The organism is Agrobacterium sp. LR_9 (assembly GCF_041954855.1).
GTDB classification, from domain to species: domain Bacteria; phylum Pseudomonadota; class Alphaproteobacteria; order Rhizobiales; family Rhizobiaceae; genus Agrobacterium; species Agrobacterium leguminum.
Genome location: NZ_JAVAYA010000007.1, coordinates 167,931 through 184,340, shown reverse-complemented (window position 1 = coordinate 184,340; position 16,410 = coordinate 167,931). Strand labels below are relative to the sequence as shown.

Annotated in this window: 19 protein-coding genes; 3 read left to right on the top strand and 16 right to left on the bottom strand. The window is 59.0% G+C overall.

The genetic code is table 11. The features are described 5' to 3' along the window. Positions 1–60: 60 nt before the first annotated feature. Positions 61–492, bottom strand: a complete 432-nt coding sequence (locus RAC79_RS11290; protein WP_078052776.1) for a hypothetical protein — start codon at positions 490–492, stop codon at positions 61–63. Continuing rightward, complete coding sequence (locus RAC79_RS11285) at positions 489–737, bottom strand: hypothetical protein (protein ID WP_078052777.1); 249 nt, start codon at positions 735–737, stop codon at positions 489–491. The genes RAC79_RS11290 and RAC79_RS11285 overlap by 4 nt, the downstream gene beginning before the upstream one ends. Positions 738–948: 211 nt before the next feature. Between RAC79_RS11285 and RAC79_RS11280 the strand changes: the two genes are divergently transcribed. After that, positions 949–2,097, top strand: coding sequence for a hypothetical protein (locus RAC79_RS11280; RefSeq protein WP_174039359.1), 1,149 nt, complete (start codon positions 949–951; stop codon positions 2,095–2,097). Positions 2,098–2,232: 135 nt separating this feature from the next. Here RAC79_RS11280 and RAC79_RS11275 read toward each other — a convergent pair whose 3' ends face one another. The 4 genes from RAC79_RS11275 to RAC79_RS11260 all read right to left on the bottom strand — a co-directional run bounded on the left by RAC79_RS11275 (position 2,233) and on the right by RAC79_RS11260 (position 6,947). Next, positions 2,233–2,466, bottom strand: a complete 234-nt coding sequence (locus RAC79_RS11275) for a BolA family protein (protein WP_003516012.1) — start codon at positions 2,464–2,466, stop codon at positions 2,233–2,235. 16 nt (positions 2,467–2,482) lie between these two features. After that, the gene (purL, locus tag RAC79_RS11270) at positions 2,483–4,717 is read right to left on the bottom strand and encodes a phosphoribosylformylglycinamidine synthase subunit PurL (RefSeq protein ID WP_174039358.1); all 2,235 of its coding nucleotides are present in this window, start codon (positions 4,715–4,717) and stop codon (positions 2,483–2,485) included. A gap of 114 nt (positions 4,718–4,831) precedes the next feature. Next, positions 4,832–5,422, bottom strand: coding sequence for an acyloxyacyl hydrolase (locus RAC79_RS11265; RefSeq protein ID WP_065655206.1), 591 nt, complete (start codon positions 5,420–5,422; stop codon positions 4,832–4,834). A gap of 106 nt (positions 5,423–5,528) precedes the next feature. Further along, positions 5,529–6,947 (bottom strand): PLP-dependent aminotransferase family protein, encoded by a 1,419-nt coding sequence (locus RAC79_RS11260; RefSeq protein WP_174039357.1) that lies wholly within the window; start codon positions 6,945–6,947, stop codon positions 5,529–5,531. A 93-nt stretch (positions 6,948–7,040) separates the two neighbouring features. On the opposite strand from RAC79_RS11260, the gene RAC79_RS11255 reads away from it, so the two are divergent. Beyond that, the gene (locus RAC79_RS11255; protein ID WP_174039356.1) at positions 7,041–7,346 is read left to right on the top strand and encodes a DUF1127 domain-containing protein; all 306 of its coding nucleotides are present in this window, start codon (positions 7,041–7,043) and stop codon (positions 7,344–7,346) included. Positions 7,347–7,479: 133 nt separating this feature from the next. On the opposite strand, the gene RAC79_RS11250 is transcribed toward RAC79_RS11255, so the two are convergent. The 10 genes from RAC79_RS11250 to RAC79_RS11205 form a co-directional block, all read right to left on the bottom strand. Further along, positions 7,480–7,884, bottom strand: a complete 405-nt coding sequence (locus RAC79_RS11250; RefSeq protein WP_065655218.1) for a hypothetical protein — start codon at positions 7,882–7,884, stop codon at positions 7,480–7,482. Between the two features lie 79 nt (positions 7,885–7,963). Beyond that, the gene (purQ, locus tag RAC79_RS11245) at positions 7,964–8,635 is read right to left on the bottom strand and encodes a phosphoribosylformylglycinamidine synthase subunit PurQ (protein ID WP_065655203.1); all 672 of its coding nucleotides are present in this window, start codon (positions 8,633–8,635) and stop codon (positions 7,964–7,966) included. A 19-nt stretch (positions 8,636–8,654) separates the two neighbouring features. Beyond that, entirely contained in the window at positions 8,655–8,897 is a 243-nt protein-coding gene (gene purS / locus RAC79_RS11240; RefSeq protein ID WP_003507918.1) for a phosphoribosylformylglycinamidine synthase subunit PurS, read from the bottom strand. 56 nt (positions 8,898–8,953) lie between these two features. Then, positions 8,954–9,718 (bottom strand): phosphoribosylaminoimidazolesuccinocarboxamide synthase, encoded by a 765-nt coding sequence (purC, locus tag RAC79_RS11235; RefSeq protein WP_003520440.1) that lies wholly within the window; start codon positions 9,716–9,718, stop codon positions 8,954–8,956. Positions 9,719–9,927: 209 nt separating this feature from the next. Then, the gene (locus RAC79_RS11230) at positions 9,928–10,485 is read right to left on the bottom strand and encodes an alpha/beta hydrolase (protein ID WP_065655202.1); all 558 of its coding nucleotides are present in this window, start codon (positions 10,483–10,485) and stop codon (positions 9,928–9,930) included. 81 nt (positions 10,486–10,566) lie between these two features. Beyond that, positions 10,567–11,874: an adenylosuccinate lyase gene (purB, locus tag RAC79_RS11225; protein ID WP_142845083.1), complete on the bottom strand. Its 1,308-nt coding sequence runs from the start codon at positions 11,872–11,874 to the stop codon at positions 10,567–10,569. A gap of 60 nt (positions 11,875–11,934) precedes the next feature. Then, complete coding sequence (locus RAC79_RS11220) at positions 11,935–12,462, bottom strand: hypothetical protein (RefSeq protein ID WP_078052783.1); 528 nt, start codon at positions 12,460–12,462, stop codon at positions 11,935–11,937. A 44-nt stretch (positions 12,463–12,506) separates the two neighbouring features. Continuing rightward, positions 12,507–13,184, bottom strand: coding sequence for a ribulose-phosphate 3-epimerase (rpe, locus tag RAC79_RS11215; RefSeq protein ID WP_003520447.1), 678 nt, complete (start codon positions 13,182–13,184; stop codon positions 12,507–12,509). 132 nt (positions 13,185–13,316) lie between these two features. After that, entirely contained in the window at positions 13,317–14,444 is a 1,128-nt protein-coding gene (locus RAC79_RS11210) for an ABC transporter substrate-binding protein (protein WP_174036137.1), read from the bottom strand. A gap of 89 nt (positions 14,445–14,533) precedes the next feature. Beyond that, the gene (locus RAC79_RS11205) at positions 14,534–15,064 is read right to left on the bottom strand and encodes a helix-turn-helix domain-containing protein (protein ID WP_078052784.1); all 531 of its coding nucleotides are present in this window, start codon (positions 15,062–15,064) and stop codon (positions 14,534–14,536) included. Positions 15,065–15,434: 370 nt separating this feature from the next. On the opposite strand from RAC79_RS11205, the gene RAC79_RS11200 reads away from it, so the two are divergent. Continuing rightward, positions 15,435–15,650, top strand: coding sequence for a hypothetical protein (locus tag RAC79_RS11200; RefSeq protein WP_142845085.1), 216 nt, complete (start codon positions 15,435–15,437; stop codon positions 15,648–15,650). The last annotated feature ends 760 nt before the right edge of the window (positions 15,651–16,410 follow it).

The following is a 16,410-nucleotide window of genomic DNA, read 5'->3' as shown; positions in this document are numbered from 1 at the left end:
CACCCGGAAAGCGTAAAAAACTGCGGGTGTGGCATCGCTGATTGCAGCTCGAAGCTCGGGCTACCAGCGTGTCGTTCTCTTCGGGTAAGAAAAGTCGAGAACGATTTTTCCTATCCGCTCCCACCGTCTGAAGACTGATTGTATCAATACACCTGTTTCGCCTTCCGAAATATGGAATTCGCGAGCGTTGTCGAACGTTATGGCGCGCATGCCGCCCGGCAGCGAGCAATCGTCCTCACAGTCAATCTCCATTTCGCTATAGAAACTGTTCACTTCAATATCGAGAATTAATTTTGGACTTTTCTGGTCCACCAGGCGGCAGGTGTTGCCAGTTCTGCAGAAGGCTGTGCCGGATATCCGATCAGCACCATCAAGCTCCACGACGAAGCCGATCTTGATCTCTTTGCTGCTCTTAACCTCTGCGGCACCTTGTAACGGCCCCGAAATCGCCAGTAGTAAAACGGCGGGAAGCAGGGGGAGGCGATACATCATCGATATCGTTGTCTGCTGCGGGCGGCGGCGGTGCGCCTTTTGCTCACCTGCTTCTTGGCCGGCTTGGGTTTGATGGCGGCGTTGATCGCGGCTTCCAGAACCGAGCCGACGATGCCGCCGGCAAGCGAGCCGGTGCTTTTCGTCCGACGCGCGCGGCGCGTCTTGCGGATGCCGGTCTTGGTGAGGATTTCAGACAGCGCGCCCTTGACGACGCCGTTGAGTACTTGATCGACGATGCCAGACAAATTTCCCTCACCGATAAATAAATCACATTTCCGTCGCGATTTTTACTATACGTGCATCGCCCGCTGTATCAAGCGATCCTTTCGGGTGTCTCTAGCGCGCATTTGCTTTCTTCCGAAACGCAAAAGCGCGCTATCTCTTTGTTTTTACGCATTGTCCTGGGGTAAAAGCGATTGCGCTTTTACTGGAAATGCTCCGGCCGAAGGTTCATGCATGCCAGCCGTCAAGTCACGACTTGTTCTTTATTTCCCCGGTTTCGATCCGCTCGATGCGGCCGCCCATCATCTGCGTTACCAGCGGGCGGCGGCGCTCTCCGGCAAGACATGGGATGTCGATTATGCCGTGGGACCGCTGGAGAATGCGCCCGGGGGCGAAACATTCACGGTTGAGGCCTCGGCGGGCGACTGGCGGACCCGCTCCGACATTTTTGTTTACGACCATAATGCGGTGATATCGCAATTGCGGGATGCGCCCGTCTGGCGGCAGATCTGGCTCGGTTTCAAGGCCGGAGCCGGCATCATCGCTGAGGGCGGTGCGGCGCGTTACTTCCGTCACGCCTGGCGTTTTGGCCTGTTCTTCATCTTTCCGTTCCTGCTGATGCTTGTCGGCGGTGCGCTTGCGGCGGCTATTGCCCTGTTGCCCTTAATTTTCGCCTTACCTCTCTGGCTCTTGGCGATCAGCTTTCCCGTCGCCGCCCTGTTTTTCGTGAAGGCTTTCCTGCCGTTTGCGGAGCGGTTTCATACCCTGCATCTTTATGCGGACTGGCGGTTCGCGCTCGCGGTCGGCCGCGATGAGCCGATTGCCCGCGACTGGATCGAGGAGAGGGCAGCACTCGTTCTGACGGCGCTGGAGCAGCCCGCGGATGAGGTTCTGGTGGTTTCCCACAGCATGGGCGCCAGCCTTGCGCTCGCCGTGATCGGCCGTGTGCTGGAACTGAAGCCGGATGCGCTGGATGGCCGGAAACTGTCCTTTGCGACCTTGGGCGGGGCGGCGCTGCAATGTGCGTTCCTGTCGAGCGCGGACCGGCTTCGCGAGAGCGTCGGTTCGATTGCGCGTCACCCGGAGGTGACATGGTTCGATATCCAATGCCTGACCGATCCGATTCATCTTTACCGGTGCAATACCGTGGGCCTGACCGGTCACAGGGATGCGCCGCAGCCGAAGATCGTGCCGATCCGTTTCAAGCATTCGCTCTCGCCGGACCGTTATAAGAAGAACAAGCGCAACTTCCTGCGCATGCACCGGCAATATGTTCTGGGGCCGGATCGCAGATCCGGTTACGATTTCACCCTTTTGACGGCGGGGCCTTTGCCGGCGGCCTCCTTTGCCGATCTGGAATCGCAAAGCCCGCCTGCTCTGTAAGCGTTCCCATTCTGCCTGATATGAAAAGGCCCGCGTGAGAGCGTCACGCGGGCCTTTGTTTGTTTCGCAGTCTTTAGGCTTTCCCACAGGCGGGACAGAGACCTGCCTTTGTCGCAACCGCTTTCACGGCCGCCATCATTCGGGAGCGGAGGTCTGCAGGGCAAGGGCGTGCAGAACGCCGCCCATATTGCCCTTCAGCGCGTCATAGACCATCTGGTGCTGCTGCACGCGGGTCTTGCCCTTGAACGCATCTGCCACGACTTCCGCGGCGTAATGATCGCCATCACCGGCCAGATCGCGGATCGTGACCTTTGCCCCGGGAATTCCCGCCTTAATCATGTCTTCAATGTCGCCGGGTTTCATGGGCATGGTGTTTCTCCTTAGTTCATTCTGCGGCGAGCAAAGTTTCGCCATCCATGAACTGAGGGAACCACGATTCATAGGCCAAGTGCAATTCTTTAATCTCGACAGCCCGCGCCGTGCCCAGCTTTACGGTGGAACCGCCGGTAACGCCGATGACCGGGCAGGAAACGCCCGCCGCCTTCGCCGCTGTCTGCACCTCGTCGAGATCGGCCTTTTTGACCGTCAGAACATAACGCCCCTGATCTTCGCCGTAGAAGGTGAGGACCGGGTTGTGGCCTTCGACCGCGTCGATGGTCGCGCCGATGCCCGACGAAATCGCCATTTCGGCGACTGCAAGTGCCAGACCGCCCGAGGAGCAATCGTGAACGGCGGTGGCAAGACCGTCGGTAATCAGGCTGCGGACGAAATCGCCGTTGTTCTTTTCAGCGGCCAGATCGACATGCGGCGCCGGGCCATCGGTTCGGCCATGAATGTCACGCATGTAAACCGACTGGGCGATGTGTGTGCCGAGGCCGGCAGGGGCGCCGACGAGCAGCACCACTTCGTCAGCGGCGGCGAAACGGATGCGCGCCATGCGGCTCCAATCCTTCAGCAGGCCGACACCGCCGATGGTGGGGGTGGGCAGGATCGCCTGACCGTTGGTCTCGTTATAGAGCGAGACGTTGCCGGAAACGATGGGGAACTCCAGCACGCGGCAGGCTTCGCCGATGCCCTTGATGGCATGGACCAGCTGGCTCATGATCTCGGGCTTTTCCGGATTGCCGAAATTGAGGTTGTCGGTGGCCGCAAGCGGCAGAGCGCCGGTTGCGGTGATGTTGCGCCAGCATTCGGCCACGGCCTGCTTGCCGCCTTCGAAGGGATCGGCCTCGACATAACGCGGTGTGACGTCGGAGGAGAAGGCGAGCGCCTTCTTGTCATGGCCTTCGACACGAACCACGCCGGCATCGCCGCCCGGCAGCTGCAGCGAATTGCCCTGGATCAGCGTGTCATACTGCTCGTAAACCCAGCGGCGCGAGGAATTGTTGGCCGAACCGACGAGCGATACCAGCGCATCGGCGATATCAGCAGTCGGGACGTCGTTTTCCGCAAGCGGTGCGGGCACCTTCGCGGGTGTCCACGGGCGGTCATATTCGGGAGCCTGATCGCCCAGTTCCTTGATCGGCAGGTTGGCGACCTCCTCGCCATTGTGAATGACGCGGAAGCGCAGGTCGTCGGTGGTCTTGCCGACGATGGCGAAGTCCAGACCCCATTTCACGAAAATCGCCTTGGCGACCTCTTCCTTGGAAGGCTCGAGAACCATGAGCATGCGCTCCTGGCTTTCCGACAGCATCATTTCATAAGCCGTCATGCGCTCTTCGCGCACCGGTACGGCGTTCAAGTCAAGCTCGATGCCGAGATCGCCCTTAGCGCCCATTTCAACGGCCGAGCAGGTGAGGCCGGCGGCGCCCATGTCCTGAATGGCGATGACCGCACCGGTCTTCATCAGCTCAAGGCAGGCTTCCAGCAAGCACTTTTCGGTGAAGGGGTCGCCGACCTGAACGGTCGGGCGCTTTTCCTCAATGGATTCGTCGAATTCGGCGGACGCCATGGTCGCACCGCCAACGCCATCGCGACCGGTCTTTGCACCGAGATAAACGACCGGCAGGCCAACGCCCTTGGCTTCCGAAAGGAAGATCGCGTTGGACTTGGCAAGGCCGGCTGCGAAGGCGTTGACGAGGATGTTGCCGTTATAACGCGAGTCGAATTCCACTTCGCCGCCAACCGTTGGCACGCCGAAGGAATTGCCGTAACCGCCGACACCGGCGACGACGCCGGCCACGAGGTGGCGGGTCTTCGGATGGTCAGGCGCACCGAAACGCAGGGCGTTCATGGCGGCGATGGGGCGTGCGCCCATGGTGAAGACGTCGCGCAGAATGCCGCCAACGCCCGTTGCCGCGCCCTGATAGGGCTCGATATAGGAGGGGTGGTTGTGGCTTTCCATCTTGAAGACGACGCAGTCGCCATCGTCGATATCGACCACGCCGGCGTTCTCGCCGGGGCCCTGAATGACGCGCGGACCCTTGGTCGGCAGGGTCTTCAGCCACTTCTTGGAGGACTTGTAGGAGCAGTGCTCGTTCCACATGGCCGAGAAGATGCCAAGCTCGGTGAAGCTCGGCTCCCGTCCGATCAGGTCGAGGATACGCTGGTATTCGTCGGGCTTCAGCCCGTGGGATGCAACGAGTTCCGGGGTGATCTTGATGGAGTTTGAGATAGACATAGGTCTCACGCGGTTCGAGCCGAGGAAAGTTTCCGGTTCTTTAGCGCAAGAGGCTCAAAGGTGCGACAGGAAAATGCGCGGTTTTACCCGCAAAACGCTGCTTTCTTGGCTTCTTCAGAACCTGTAGCCGACCATAAGGCCTACCCGCGTGAGCCCGTCATTCGGGCCGTCGCACAGATTGGCGTGTGATGCATGCTCGATCTGGGTCGAAATATTCCAGTTATTATCGAAACGATAGCCGATCGCCGCATATTCGTGGAAAAGCACCCGGCAGCCGAATTCCGCACCGGTTTCGCCGGCACTGTTTCTCAGCTTGCCATCGTGCCAGAGGCCGCCAAAACCGAAATCGAGAAAGATCTTCGGGTTGAGATCGAAGGTCCAGTTGACACCGCCGTAAATGGTATTCGCCGAGCCCTCAGTGCCGATCTCGCCACCGATATGCAGCCGCGGGCGGGAGAGCTTTTGGCCGAGCGTTACCGCAGATGCACTGGCGAAGGGATCAAAATAGGCGGTGAAGGCCGGGAAGATGCCATCCTCGCCGCCATTGTCGCGATTGGAGATTGAGGTGGTTGCGCCGAAGCGCAATTCGTCGAAGACGGTGCCTTCCGCAGCAGTGGCGGGCATGATGCCGATGAAGACACATGCCGCGAGAAGGATTGCCAGCGTGAAACACGCCCTCATACATGTGGAACCGAATGCTGCCATCGAATCATTCCCCACCTCGAATGCGGAAAGGATGGCAGGTTTGTCGGCGTGGTAAATGATAAGTTACTGAATTAAGCCGGGTGTTGCAGGAAAGACTCTCTGCCCTCTAGGCAACGCTTTCGTAACCGGCGGAGCCGTTGTCGAGCAGGTGGCGCAGGATGCCGAGGGCATGGGTCAACTCTTGCTGGTTCGATGGACCGGAAAGGCTGACGCGCACCCGATGGAAAACCTTGTCGGTGCGGCCGGCCTTGAACTCATCCTCGTCATCTATCAGCACGCCTTCTTTCATCGCCGCGTTTCGGAACGTGCCGGAAAGCCAGGGTTCGGGCAGTCTCAGCCACAGGAAGGCGATATCGGGCAGCGAATTGAAATCCAGTCCGGCGAAGGCCCGCCGGGCAATCGCCTCCCGCTGATTGATCTCGGCGATACAATCCTTGCGAATGTCGTCGGCGTCGCCACTATTGACGAGGCGCGCATTCAGTTCGGCCAGCATGAAGGGCAGGCCGCCCGTCATCATCGAGTGGGAAATACGGATGCGCGAGGAATATTGCGCGGGGCAGGCGACCCAGCCGCCGCGCACGCCGGCGGCGACGGATTTCGACAGGCCGCCGACGACGAAGGTAATGTCGGGCGCAAATTCTGCGATCAGCGGGATCGCATCGCGCGTCATCGCGCCATAAAGATTGTCCTCGACGATCCACACGCCGTAACGACGGGCGACATCGGCAATCGCGCGGCGGCGCTCTTCCGGCAGGGTCGCGCAGGTCGGGTTCTGGCCGGCCGACATCAGGAAGATCATCTTGGGGTGCTGCTGGGCGCAGACGCGTTCGAAATCATCCGGGACAATGCCGTTCTCATCCGCCTCCACCAGCGTCACCCGCCGGCCGGCAAGGGCGGCGCTGCGGCTGATGTGGGAATAGGTGACGGGTTCGAAGACGATGCGGTCGCCCGGCGCGGTCATCGCCGACATCACGCTCATCACCGCCGCATGGGCGCCAAGCGTCGAAACGATGTTTTCCGGCTTCGGCGACCAGCCATTCTGGGAAAGCCAGCGAACGCCCGCCATGCACCAGTTGTCGGGAAAAGAGCGGGCATAATTGGTAATGTCCTGGGGATGCTCTCTGGTTACCGCCTCGATGTGTCTGGCGATCAGCACGCTCTGGCCGACATCCGGCGCAGCAGTGGTGTTCAACCGGAATTCGGCGCTGGTATCGACGGCGTGGCGCGTGCTGCCGAAGGCGGCCGTTGCCGGCTCCATGGGCAATGACGGGGCAGGGGTCTTGCGCTCATTGACATAGGTGCCGCGCCCGACCTCACCGCTGACGAGGCCGCGCTCATGGATCAGCGCATAGGCCCGGCTGATTGTGCCGATTGTCACACCGAGATCGTAAGCAAGATTGCGCTGCGGCGGCAGTTTCGAGCCGGCCTGCAGGGTGCCGTCGGAAATCGCGCCTTCGATACTGTCGGCGAGGCGCAGGTAAATCGGGCCGTCGCCCTCGGTAATGTCGGGAAGCCAATTTGTCATGGTGACAATTTATGCATTGTATCTGTCCTCAGGTCAATTGTATTTATTGTCTGCATTGAATGAGGCTAAACGCACGGAGACAATAGGTGCAATATGCGCAAGATGGATCAATACCTTTCGACAGCGGATACACTCTATCCTGATGGCTACGAACGGGAACGCGTGTTCCGCGATGCCGGCGACATGGTCGCACCGGCGCCCTTTCCGGCCAGGATCGCCCGCACGCTTATTGGTCGCCTGATTGCGGGCGTATCCTCATGGCAGCGGAAACGTCAGGGGCGCTTCGCCCTGCGGGAGCTTTCGGACGATCTGCTAGACGATATCGGCGTTACGCGGGATGAAGCCTTGAGGGAGGCGGCAAAATCCCGGCTTTTTTCCTGGCCGCCGCGGCCGCTTTGATTTTTGTCGGAGAGCGGCGCCTTCTTTCCCCGGCGCCAAGCAGCCATTCGGCAACCCGCCACGCCAATCCCAACCGGCGCTGGCGGGTTTTTTTATGCCGACCGCGTTTTCACGGGGTGCCGGTGCCTGTCGATCAGCAGCCCTTGCCGCCGTTCGCCCAGCGCTTGACGTCGGTTGCGATGCGGCCGGAAAGGGCTTCGTTCATCACGGGGCCGAAAGCATCGAGCTTTGCCGGGTTGCCTTCTGCCTGAACCACCAGCATGGGGCGCGATTCCGGGCTGTTGCGCGGCACGAGCAGGATGCGCGGACGGCCGGAGAAGGAGTTGAGTTCCGGCGCCAGGCGATAGGCCTTGAACGCCGCGTCGCCCGATTTGAACCAGCAGGCATTCGCGCCAAGCGCGATCCGTTCCATGGTCGGCAGGGCCGCGCGGGAGACGGAGGAGGAAGGCTGCGGTTTCGGCTGGCAGGCAGCGAGTGCGGCGGCAGCGAGGATCAGTCCGGTGGCTTTATAGGCATCGTATCGAAGAATGCGGGGCATCAGGTCATCCAGAAGAAGAGCCGAAACATAGCCGGAAGCCGGCATCAAAAAAGGCGGGTTTGAAACCCGCCTTTGTCTATCAGGCTGCGATGACGCCAAGCGCCGAAGCGAAGAGGCCGCGGCCGTCATTGCCGCCATGGGCGGCTTCGATCAGGTTTTCCGGGTGTGGCATCATGCCGAGAACGTTGCCCTTGGTGTTGATGACGCCGGCAATGTCGTTCAGCGAGCCGTTGGGATTGGTGCCCTCGGCATAACGGAACACCACCTGGCCGTTGCCTTCAACCGACTTCAGCTCATCCGCATCAAGGAAGTAGTTGCCGTCGTGATGGGCGACGGGGCAGCGCAGGATCTGGCCCTTGTCGTAAGCGCGGGTGAAGTCCGTGTCGTTATTGGCGACTTCGAGCTTCACTTCGCGGCAGACGAATTTCAGCGAGGCGTTGCGCATCAGCGCGCCCGGCAGCATGCCCGCCTCGACCAAAATCTGGAAGCCGTTGCAGACGCCGAGAACCTTGACGCCCTTTTCGGCCTTTTCACGAATGGCCTGCATGACCGGCATGCGGGCGGCGATGGCGCCGCAACGCAGATAGTCACCATAGGAGAAGCCGCCCGGGATGACGATCAAGTCGACGTCGGGAATATCCGTTTCCGTCTGCCAAATGGTGACGGGCGCGCTTCCGGAGATTTTCGTCAGCGCCGCGATCATGTCGCGGTCGCGGTTGAGGCCGGGAAGTTGGACGACAGCGGATTTCATCGGAGCGGCTCCTGCGGCTTTAGAGGATGGCGATGGCGTAGTTTTCGATGACCGTGTTGGCCAGCAGCTTTTCGCACATTGCCTTCAGGTCGGTCTCGGCCTTGGCCTTGTCGGCGCCTTCCAGCTCCAGGTCGAAGACCTTGCCCTGACGGACATGGCCAACGCCACCGAAACCGAGGCTGCCGAGCGCGCCTTCGATTGCCTTGCCCTGCGGATCGAGAACGCCGTTCTTCAGCGTAACAGTCACCCGTGCCTTGATCACCTGATCTTCTCCTGATTTTACCCTTGCGGTGTCGATATTATTTCACGAGGCCGATATTACTTCACGAGGACAGGGCCGGTGCCGCGGATCGGTTCGTTTTCATTGATGATGCCGAGACGGCGCGCGACTTCGGAATAGGCTTCGAGAAGCCCGCCCATGTCGCGGCGGAACAGGTCCTTGTCCATCTTTTTCTGGGTTTCGATGTCCCACAGGCGGCAGCTATCGGGCGAAATCTCGTCGGCGAGGATGATGCGCATCATGTCGCCTTCGAAAAGGCGGCCGCATTCGATCTTGAAATCGACGAGCTGGATGCCGACGCCGAGGAATAAGCCGGACAGGAAGTCGTTGACGCGGATGGCGAGCGCCATGATGTCGTCGAGCTCAGCGGGGTTGGCCCAGCCGAAAGCCGTGATGTGCTCTTCGGAGACCATCGGGTCTTCGAGCTCGTCGGACTTGTAATAGAATTCGATGATGGAGCGCGGCAGAACCACACCTTCCTCGATGCCGAGGCGCTTCGACAGCGAGCCGGCAGCGACATTGCGCACCACGACTTCGAGCGGGATCATCTCCACTTCCTTGATCAACTGCTCGCGCATGTTGAGGCGGCGGATGAAGTGCGTGGGAATGCCGATCTTGTTCAGATGCGTGAAGACGTATTCGCAGATACGGTTGTTCAGCACGCCCTTGCCGTCAATGACTTCATGCTTCTTCTTGTTGAAGGCGGTCGCATCGTCCTTGAAGAACTGGATAAGCGTGCCTGGCTCCGGACCCTCGTAGAGGATCTTGGCCTTGCCTTCGTAAATACGGCGGCGACGGTTCATAATTGCAGGTCTCTTGGTTGACGCCGATTCTGGTGGCGTTGCGTTTGGTCTTTGAAGCGGTCCCATAAAGGAAAAGAGTGCATTCTACAATGCGGCTCGCATATTTCCCTTCAATTCTTGTGACAGGCCGGGGAAACCGCTGCGCCTTGAAATTAGGCTTCCGGGGCTGATCGAAGGGGAGGCGGTCCGCAGGGCCGATGCCATCGGGGCTAGACAGCCTTCAGGCGGCTCAAAAACTGCGCGAAGACCATACCGCCTTCCGGCCACGGACCATGGCCGGACTCGGTGTTGATATGGCCGGACATGCCGGCGTCGATCAAAAGCGAGCCCCAGGCGGCGGCGATGTCATCGGCATGTTCATAAGAGCCGAACGGATCGTTGCGGCTGGCGATGGTGATCGCCGGGAAAGGCAGCGGGTCGCGCGGGTAAGGCCCGAAGGTCATCAGGTGCTTCGGCCGGATATCGGGATTGGCGACATCTGGCGGCGCGACGAGCAGCGCGCCGGATACTTTCTTGCCGATTTCCGGTAGGGCATGGATGACGGTCGGCACACCGAGCGAATGCGCGACGAGGACGATGGGCCTGGTGGAGGCATTGACCTCTTCCACCAGCCGAGCGACCCAGTCTTCCTTCACGGGTTTGGACCATTCGGCCTGCTCGACGCGGCGGGCGGTGGAAAGCTTGCGCTCCCAGCGGCTCTGCCAGTGGTCGGGGCCGGAATTGGTATAACCGGGGACGATCAGGATATCTGCTTCTGAAACTTTCATGCGCCCATATCTGTGTTGCGATGCCGCCGCGATCAAGGTCGCGGCGGCATTAACTTCAAGGTCTCAAACTCAGCTCAAGTCTCAGGCGTTGCCGAAGACGCGGGTGAAGATCGTGTCGACATGCTTGGTGTGGTAGCCGAGGTCGAACTTTTCGCGGATCACCTCTTCGGGAAGTGCGGCGCGCACTTCTTCGTCACCCAGCAGTTCCTCAAGGAAATCGGCGCCCTGTTCCCAGACCTTCATGGCGTTGCGCTGTACCAGACGGTAAGCGTCTTCGCGCGATACGCCGGCCTGCGTCAGCGCCAGGAGAACGCGCTGCGAATGCACGAGGCCGCGGAACTTGTTCATGTTCTTCAGCATGTTGTCCGGATAGATCACCAGCTTTTCGATGACGCCGGCCAGGCGGTTCAGCGCGAAATCCAGCGTGACAGTGGTGTCGGGGCCGATGGCGCGTTCGACGGAGGAGTGGCTGATATCGCGCTCGTGCCACAGAGCCACGTTTTCCATGGCCGGAACGACCGACATGCGCACCAGACGGGCAAGGCCGGTCAGGTTTTCGGTCAGAACCGGGTTGCGCTTGTGCGGCATGGCGGACGAGCCCTTCTGGCCGGGAGAGAAGAACTCTTCCGCTTCCAGAACCTCGGTGCGCTGCATGTGGCGGATTTCGATGGCGACGTTTTCAATCGACGAAGCGATGACGCCGAGGGTTGCGAAGAACATGGCGTGGCGGTCACGCGGGATGACCTGCGTGGAGACCGGCTCGGGAATTAGGCCGAGCTTGGCACAGACATGTTCTTCGACGCGCGGGTCGATATTGGCGAAGGTGCCGACGGCGCCGGAGATCGCACCCGTGGCGATTTCCGCACGGGCATTAACGAGGCGCTCACGGTTGCGGTACATCTCGGCATAGAAGCGGGCAAAGGTCAGGCCCATGGTGGTCGGCTCGGCATGGATGCCGTGGCTGCGGCCGATGCGCACCGTGTTCTTGTGTTCGAAGGCGCGGGTCTTCAGCGCCGCCAGCACCCGGTCCATATCGGCGAGCAGCAGATCGGCGGCGCGTACGAGCTGGATGTTGAGCGTGGTATCGAGCACGTCCGACGAGGTCATGCCCTGATGCACGAAACGGCTGTCGGGACCGACAAATTCGGCAAGATGGGTGAGGAAGGCGATGACGTCATGCTTGGTGACGGCTTCGATCTCATCGATGCGGGCGACGTCGAAGGTGGCGCTGCCGCCCTTTTCCCAGATGGTCTGGGCAGCGGACTTCGGGATAACGCCGAGTTCGGCAAGTGCGTCACAGGCATATGCCTCGATCTCGAACCAGATGCGGAACTTTGTTTCCGGCGACCAGATGGCGACCATTTCCGGCCGGGAATAACGAGGGATCATGGCAATGACTTTCTTTGTGGAGGAAATTTGCTGCCCGTTTAGCAAAGTGTTCCGGTAATCTCAATCTATCAAGCTACATGCCTCTGTTGCTCGTTGCGCACGTCGGCAGAGGATCGCGCCCGCAGGCAGGAGCGGAACGATGGCAAAGGGAAAATATAAGCCAGGGCCGAGAATGCAGAACTGGTAAATCGCGCCGAGCGATGTGAAGAGCTGCTGGAAAAACCAGATGCGGGAGAATGCCGGCGCGTGCCATTGCGCATAAAAAATACGGTATTCGAAAGCGAAAAACGCCGCCGCAACTGCCAGCGTGAAAAAAGCGATGGCAAGACAGGCCGCCACGAAACGCAGCGGCAGGGCGGCTGAAGCAGGGAGAAGGTGCAGCGCCGCCATGGCCAGCAGCCAGCCGAAGAGGCCGCCCGCGAAGAAAAGCATGATTATGTCGGCGGCATGGTCGGTTTCCAGCCGGTTCCTGACATAGAGGCCGATAGCGGCGGCGGCGCTGGAACAGACGGCCCAGACAAGCGCGCCGAGCAGCGGAAACAGCGCTGCCGAAGCCGTGTCACGGAAACCCCGCCTGTCGCTTTCCATGCCGATCCCCCAACGGCTTGCCGTGCGCCCTTCGGCGGCGGCGGTTATGTCCGCGCGGCTTCCGCTGCGTGGCGCAGTTGCGCGACCGTCTTGCGGTAGTCGGCAACGCCGTCGCCCTTGAAGATGGCCGAGCCGGCCACCAGCGCATTCGCACCGGCGGCAACGATCGCGCCTGCGGTTTCCGCCGTCACGCCGCCATCCACTTCGAGTTCGATGGGCCGGTCGCCGATCATGGCCTTTGCCGCGCGGATCTTGTCCAGCATGGCCGGAATGAACTTCTGCCCGCCAAAACCGGGGTTGACGCTCATGATCAGGACGAGATCGACGTCATCAAGAACGTTTTCGATAACTGAAAGCGGTGTTGCGGGGTTGAGCGTCACGCCGGCCTTTCTGCCGAGCCCGCGGATCGTCTGCAGCGAGCGGTGCAGGTGAGGCCCGGCTTCGGCATGCACGGTGATGCTGTCGCAGCCCGCCTTGGCGAAGGCTTCGAGATAGGGATCGACGGGCGCGATCATCAGATGGCAGTCGAAGAACGCCATGCTGTGCGGCCGCAGCGCCTTGATGACATCCGGCCCGAAGGAGATATTGGGGACGAAATGGCCATCCATCACATCGAGATGAATCCAGTCCGCGCCCGCTTCCGTGACATCGGCGACTTCCTGTCCGAGCTTGGCGAAATCGGCAGCCAGAATGGACGGGGCTATGCGGATGGGCAGGGACATGGGGCAAACTCCTCTCGACGCGTTGCGTAAGCTGCCTTTAACACCAAGTATCGGGGTTTGAAACGGCCGGTCGCGCGGTTGCCGGCGGTTTTCAGCTGCGTTTCCTCGAATTTTCGGCGGCGCGGGTTTCGCCTATTGTCTTTCAGCCTTGTCCGCCGGTTCGAAGCGCTGGCCGTTCCATCGCTGCAGGCGATAGGGATTGTCCGAAAGATCATGCGACGGGTTGAAGCCGAGATCGCCGAGAACGGTTTTGAAAAGGGTGCCGCCCGCCAGTATCTCCGGCGCGGGTTTCGACTGCGCCTGTGTGGCTTCCGCAAGGGCGGCGGTGAGTTCCGCTGCCGCATAGGCCGGCAGGACGTAACCTTCCGGCTCGATGCCGGCGCCGCGCAGTTCGCCGGCAACCGCCTGGGCCGATGGCAGGGTATCATAGGCCGGGCGGGTGACCGCCAGCACATTCGCGGCCAAGGGGACCGGATTGTTGGCCGCATTCATGGCATCGCCGCCCATGAGGGTGAGGGGAATGTTCTCCGACCCCGCGTCTCTGGCAATGATGGCGACGTCGTTGCGTTCCGCGCCGACGAAGACATGGGAAATGCCGGTGCGCGCCAGCCGGCGCACCAGCGCCACCTGCTGTTCCTGGTTGGGACGCATCGTATCGGCAAGGGTGGGCTTCAGGCCGTTTTCCTCGAGCGACGAGCGGATGCGGTCGACCAGCTCGCGGCTGTAGATCGTGCCGTCATCCACAAGTCCGATGGAATGTCCCTTCCAGTCGCGCAGGATGATCTCTGCGATCCTGTCCGATTCGGCCCTGTCAGACGGGGCGAGGCGAAAGAGCGGCCAGCCATACTTCAGGGCGTCTTCCATCAGGATCGGCGCGCGGCTGGAAAGCGTGATGGCGGGAATGGCGGCCGCTTTCAGCGGTGGCAGAACATCCTGAAGCGTTTCGGTGCACAAGAAACCGATTGCGGTGCTGACCTTGGCGGCCACGAGGCCATCGGCTATCGCGCCGCCGCTGCCATCTTCGCAGCTTTCATGGATTTCGACGACATCCAGCCCGAGCTTTGCCGCCGCCGCCTTCGCGCCCTGCCGTACCTGCTGCCCCAGAAGTTCGTAAGGACCGCTCTGGGGCGCAACAATGCCAATCGATGCCGCGCTTGCTGAGCCCGCAAGGGCAAAACCGGCGATGATCGTTAGCAGGCGAAGTGAAAGCATGACGTGATAGAAATCCTGTTGTCCCGGCTTGATGTTTATCGGCAACAACCGGTTTTCCAAAGGAAAAATACGCGCGCTTCACGGACATTCCCGCAAAACCATCATATTGCCCCGTGTGTCTGCATTGTTTGTGAGGATCAGCTCGCCGATCTTTTGCTGGTTTCCGGGCTTGTGCGCCTGGAGAGCAACTCCTCTCCAAGGCTTTGCTCTACCCACGGCAACTGGGACATAAGATCGTTCCAATCGAAGGATGAGCCGGCGCGGCGGGTCAAATTATTATGCCATCTGGTCAACTCCGCGAAGCGCTGATCGTCGGTTATCCTCACCTCATGGTCGCGGTAAACTTTGTTGATCAATCTTCCGAGAGGATTGATCAGATCCACTAAAAGCTGATGTGAGCTATAGTCTGCGCTCGCCGATTGCCCACCTTCGAACATATCTCCATGTCCCGTCACCAGCCATGATATGTTCACGCCAAATTCCCGGTGGTACGCGGAAAGCAGTTCGGCATCGGGCACGCGTTCGCCCCGCTCATAATGCGCCAGCCCGCTTTTGCTGATTGCCAGTCGGTTGGCGAAGACATCCCGGTCATCGATATCGAACGCCGCCCTCACAGCGCGGAGGCGTTTTCCTAGGGCTGTCTTGGGCTCGACTTCTTTCCTGGCCAAATTCCTTTAAATTAAATCACAAATGGAGTTTACAAAAATCCAAATGTAATTTAATCCTCTCTGTGTTCGCATGTCATCCATTGGGAGCGCGTCTGCCAGGACGCACTTGTTTTAATAGGTTATTTAGCACTGTGTTAAAGGCATCAGCAAGATAGAGAGCACGCTTCGTTCCATTGCATAGAATCAAATATCTCGCCGTTGAATGCTTGATGATCGTTCGCGGTCTTCAAGACGATTCGATTGTGAAGCGTTGACGACAATTTCTGGAGACACAGATCTCTAAAAAGGCGGCCGCGATGCGCGTTGAAAGGTCAGGGTTGCTACGCAAAGTATTCGGTTCGGCGACTAAGGGCCTTGCAATGCTCGTTTTGTGCCCATTTATTTTGTTGTTCGCGATTGTCGTGATGGCGATGGTCGTGATTTCCCCTGCGATAAAGCCAAGGGAAGAAAGACACCGCTGATCGGAATTTCTTCCACGCCAAATGTATTTGGCAGCCAACGGCGTACCATCATGGAAAGAAAATGGAGAATATTGCAAAAAATATCATACTTTATTTTAGGTGCAGGTTTTTATTATTGGTTTTAATCGTCTCCATTTTTATGTGGGGGCTTATCATTCTTGGCATCCGACTGATTATATCGAAGCTGTAACTGCATGAATTCACGGATTTAACATCGCAATGGGATGTTGCCTCCGTGCAGCCTCGAGTCTGCGTCGGAAAAAACGCCACATGCGTCAATTTTAAGTTGTTTTTACCGTCGGAGGCTGAAGATGATCGTTGTCGTTGATTTCCCACAGAATCTTAATCATCTACCTGTTTCCAAGGCGAGAAGACGTCAGCGAGGATGAACGACGGTATTGCTTTATAAAACTATTATATTTGTGGAGTAGAGATGCAATTTGGGAAACGTGAGCTATTAATTCTGCCTTCTAGAGTGCAGCCCACAAAAATGCACATTTTATTCCCATTTTCCTAACTTGCTGATATATATTCAAAATATGTAAAGCTTCATGGCGCGCGCAAGTTTTTCCTCGCGGTTTTTTCGCATTTGCGAGAAGATTTGCTTGACGGAAAGTAAATGATTAGCTTAGATGTAACTGTTTCAGGGGACGACTGAAATTGGCTGTAACAGGCCTCGGAAAGTGTTCCGAATATAAGCACTGCCAGACTATATTGCCTTTCATATTCTATTTTTTTCATTACGTATAAACCGCTTCGGGAAACTGGGGCGGTTTTTTACGTGGAGCTAATTTAAGCAATTTAAAATTGAATTAGGAAACTCCTGCGCAAAGACGTTCTTTCATTTTCGAATTTATGGAAAAGATATCGCGCGGAGGGAGCGAA

Excerpts from the sequence above, each read along its gene's own strand:
- RAC79_RS11220 (WP_078052783.1), bottom strand. The coding sequence starts at position 12,462 with ATGGAAAGCGACAGGCGGGGTTTCCGTGACACGGCTTCGGCAGCGCTG.
- RAC79_RS11290 (WP_078052776.1), bottom strand. The coding sequence starts at position 492 with ATGATGTATCGCCTCCCCCTGCTTCCCGCCGTTTTACTACTGGCGATT.
- purQ (WP_065655203.1), bottom strand. The coding sequence starts at position 8,635 with ATGAAATCCGCTGTCGTCCAACTTCCCGGCCTCAACCGCGACCGCGAC.
- rpe (WP_003520447.1), bottom strand. The coding sequence starts at position 13,184 with ATGTCCCTGCCCATCCGCATAGCCCCGTCCATTCTGGCTGCCGATTTC.
- RAC79_RS11280 (WP_174039359.1), top strand. The coding sequence starts at position 949 with ATGCCAGCCGTCAAGTCACGACTTGTTCTTTATTTCCCCGGTTTCGAT.
- purL (WP_174039358.1), bottom strand. The coding sequence starts at position 4,717 with ATGTCTATCTCAAACTCCATCAAGATCACCCCGGAACTCGTTGCATCC.
- RAC79_RS11275 (WP_003516012.1), bottom strand. The coding sequence starts at position 2,466 with ATGCCCATGAAACCCGGCGACATTGAAGACATGATTAAGGCGGGAATT.
- purC (WP_003520440.1), bottom strand. The coding sequence starts at position 9,718 with ATGAACCGTCGCCGCCGTATTTACGAAGGCAAGGCCAAGATCCTCTAC.
- RAC79_RS11265 (WP_065655206.1), bottom strand. The coding sequence starts at position 5,422 with ATGGCAGCATTCGGTTCCACATGTATGAGGGCGTGTTTCACGCTGGCA.
- RAC79_RS11260 (WP_174039357.1), bottom strand. The coding sequence starts at position 6,947 with ATGACAAATTGGCTTCCCGACATTACCGAGGGCGACGGCCCGATTTAC.
- RAC79_RS11250 (WP_065655218.1), bottom strand. The coding sequence starts at position 7,884 with ATGCCCCGCATTCTTCGATACGATGCCTATAAAGCCACCGGACTGATC.
- RAC79_RS11255 (WP_174039356.1), top strand. The coding sequence starts at position 7,041 with ATGCGCAAGATGGATCAATACCTTTCGACAGCGGATACACTCTATCCT.
- RAC79_RS11230 (WP_065655202.1), bottom strand. The coding sequence starts at position 10,485 with ATGAAAGTTTCAGAAGCAGATATCCTGATCGTCCCCGGTTATACCAAT.
- purB (WP_142845083.1), bottom strand. The coding sequence starts at position 11,874 with ATGATCCCTCGTTATTCCCGGCCGGAAATGGTCGCCATCTGGTCGCCG.